This is a genomic window from Campylobacter sp. RM19073, from assembly GCF_024723495.1.
Lineage (GTDB): Bacteria > Campylobacterota > Campylobacteria > Campylobacterales > Campylobacteraceae > Campylobacter > Campylobacter porcelli.
Map to the genome: position 1 here is coordinate 1 of NZ_JANQCT010000046.1, position 2,900 is coordinate 2,900.

Below are 2,900 nucleotides of genomic sequence, written 5' to 3' on the forward strand. Positions count from 1 at the left end.
TATTTTATAAATAGATTAATATTTATATGTTTTATATTAAATTTAAGTAAATATTTTTTAATATTTGCTATAATACTCTAGAAATTTTATTTTTCTAAAGATATATGATAAATATAGGCAACCGTATGCATAAATTAATTAATTTTAAATATTTTGATGATAAGAGTTCTACTTTGGTAGCCTTAGAAAATCAAGCCAATTCTCCATTTGACATTAAAAGGGTGTTTTATATTTTTAATGTTCCAAATGGCGTAGAAAGAGGCAATCACGCAAATAAATATTCCAAATTTCTATTTATAGTTTTGAGTGGAAGCTGTAAAATTATGTTAGATAACTCTTTTACACAAATAGAATTTACACTTGATAATCCTAAACAAGGCTTATATATAGATAATATGATATGGAAAACAATGTATGATTTCTCGCCAGATTGCGTGTTGCTTGTTTTAAGCGATTGTTATTATGATAAAGATGAATATATTTATAATTACGATGAGTATTGCCAAATTATGAATAGCGGAGGGGGGGGGTATAGAAAAAGTGCCCTTTTAGCGGCATAATGAACTATAAAATTTTAAATTTCAATGTTATAGGCGATGGGCGTGGTAAATTAGTAAGCTTAGAATCTTTAAAAAATATCCCATTTGATATCAAAAGGGTATATTATATCTATGATACAAATACAGAGCCTAGGGGCTTTCACGCTCATACTAAGCTTGAGCAAGTCGTGGTAGCACTAGCTGGAAGTTGTGAATTTGAGCTAGATGATGGGAAAAATAAAGAGATAATTAAGCTAAATTCGCCTAATATTGGTCTATATATCGGGGTAAATATGTGGCGGATTATGCGTAATTTCTCTAATGATTGTAGGCTAATGGTTTTAGCTAGCGATTATTATCATGAGAGTGAGTATATAAGAGATTATAATGAGTTTTTAAAGGAGATAAAGTGATACCATTTTTGGATTTAAAAGCAATTAACGCTAGATATAAAGATGAGATAAAAGCTAGGATTGATGGGGTATTAGATAGTGGTTGGTATCTACTAGGTGAGCAAAATAAGAAGTTTGAGAGCAATTTTGCTGCGTATTGTGGAACTAGATATTGCATAGGTTGTGCTAATGGCCTAGATGCTTTAAGGCTCATTATCAAAGCTTATGGATTTGGCAAAGGCGATGAGATTATAGCTCCAGCAAATACATATATAGCCAGTATTTTAGCTATCACTGATAATGGATGTAGCCCAGTGCTAGTGGAGCCAGATTTGGATACATATAATATCAATCCAGATTTAATAGAGGCCAAAATAACTGATAAAACCAAAGCTATTTTGGTCGTTCATCTATATGGTCAAGCTGTAAAAATGGATAAATTTTGGGCTTTAGCTAAGAAATATAATCTAAAAATTATCGAAGACTCAGCCCAAGCTCATGGTGCGTATTATAATGACAAAAGAGTCGGGAGCTTAGGCGATGCGAGTGGATTTTCGTTTTATCCAGGGAAAAATTTAGGCGCATTAGGCGATGGCGGCGCTGTGACTACAAATGATGAAGAGTTAGCACAGAAAATTCGAGCTTTAGCCAACTATGGTTCGCATAAAAAATATGAAAATATCTATCAAGGATTAAATTCTAGATTAGATGAGATCCAAGCTGCTGTTTTGGATGTGAAATTAAAATATTTAGATAGCGATAACGCTAAACGCAAAGAGATAGCGCAATATTATTTAACAAATATTAAAAATTCATTAATTAAATTGCCGCAAACTTACAGCGAAAATTCCCATGTGTGGCATGTTTTTGCTATTAGGGTTAAAGAGCGTGAAAGATTTAAACGATATTTAGATGATAATGATATCCAAACCATAATCCACTACCCAATCCCGCCACACAAGCAAGAGTGTTATAAAGAGCTAAATCACCTTAGCTTTAAAATAACTGAGCAAATTCACAATGATATTATTAGCATTCCTATTTCACCTGTGATGAGTGATAATGAAATACAAAAAGTTGTAGAAGTGATAAATAGCTATAAATGAAGCCATTAATATCTGTTTTAATACCTGCGTATAATCATGAAAAATATATTACGCAGACTATTATGTCTATTATTGATCAAAGTTATAAGAATCTAGAGCTTATCATTATCGATGATGGCTCTAGTGACAATACTTGGCATATAATTAAGAGTTTAGAAAAAAGGTGTTTAGATAGATTTATAGCAGTAAAGCTCATAACACAAACAAATCAAGGTATATGCGCAACTCTTAATACTCTTATAGACTTGGCAAATGGAAAGTATATATATTTAATTGCTTCTGATGACTTAGCCAAGCCAAATTCTATAGAGACATTATATACAAAATTGGAACGAGATTCTAATTTTGTCACAGCTGTAGGCGATAGCGAGATAATCGATGAGAACTCAAATAAAATAGCTTGGGATATCGCACAAAATCCAGTTGATATAGATAAGGGATATACGACATTTTGGCAATATTTTACAGCTAAACACCCAAGATTAAGAGTAATAGATAAAAATTTAGATCTTTTTGGTGCTTATAAAACCTTATTAAAAGGAAACTATGTGCCTAATGGATGTCTTATAAGAACAGATGCGCTTAAAAATATTGGGCATTTTACAAACAAAGCTCCACTGGAAGATTGGTATATGCATCTTCAACTTTCCAAAATTGGCAAGTATAAATTTATAAATGAAGTGTTGTTTTCGTATCGTTGGCATTCAAATAACACAATAAAAAATAAAAAATTAAATAAAATTAAAATTAAAAAGACTAAAAGATATGAGCTCTACAAAAGAATTGAATTTATAATAAAAAACTATATATTTTTAAAAAAATAGATTATGTTTAATATTTTTAAATTATAAAAATTTGGCTCT

At 30.7% G+C, this 2,900-nt stretch carries 4 protein-coding genes; all 4 read left to right on the top strand.

Translation table 11 applies throughout. The features are described from left to right. The first annotated feature begins 125 nt into the window (after nt 1-125). Genes CSUIS19073_RS08055 through CSUIS19073_RS08070 form a run of 4 tightly spaced genes read left to right on the top strand, consistent with a single transcriptional unit; the run spans nt 126 to nt 2,861 of the window. Nucleotides 126-560, top strand: a complete 435-nt coding sequence (locus CSUIS19073_RS08055) for a sugar 3,4-ketoisomerase (RefSeq protein ID WP_236845317.1) — start codon at nt 126-128, stop codon at nt 558-560. Beyond that, nucleotides 560-952 carry a sugar 3,4-ketoisomerase gene (locus CSUIS19073_RS08060; protein ID WP_086242676.1) on the top strand — a complete coding sequence of 131 codons (393 nt, stop codon included), beginning with the start codon at nt 560-562 and terminating at the stop codon, nt 950-952. Before CSUIS19073_RS08055 ends, CSUIS19073_RS08060 begins: the two co-directional genes overlap by 1 nt. Further along, complete coding sequence (locus CSUIS19073_RS08065; RefSeq protein WP_086242675.1) at nt 949-2,037, top strand: DegT/DnrJ/EryC1/StrS family aminotransferase; 1,089 nt, start codon at nt 949-951, stop codon at nt 2,035-2,037. Before CSUIS19073_RS08060 ends, CSUIS19073_RS08065 begins: the two co-directional genes overlap by 4 nt. Further along, nucleotides 2,034-2,861, top strand: coding sequence for a glycosyltransferase family 2 protein (locus tag CSUIS19073_RS08070; protein WP_086242674.1), 828 nt, complete (start codon nt 2,034-2,036; stop codon nt 2,859-2,861). The genes CSUIS19073_RS08065 and CSUIS19073_RS08070 overlap by 4 nt, the downstream gene beginning before the upstream one ends. Nucleotides 2,862-2,900 lie beyond the last annotated feature (39 nt).

Coding starts and splice junctions, on each gene's coding strand:
- CSUIS19073_RS08055 (WP_236845317.1), top strand. CDS start 126: ATGCATAAATTAATTAATTTTAAATATTTTGATGATAAGAGTTCTACT.
- CSUIS19073_RS08060 (WP_086242676.1), top strand. CDS start 560: ATGAACTATAAAATTTTAAATTTCAATGTTATAGGCGATGGGCGTGGT.
- CSUIS19073_RS08070 (WP_086242674.1), top strand. CDS start 2,034: ATGAAGCCATTAATATCTGTTTTAATACCTGCGTATAATCATGAAAAA.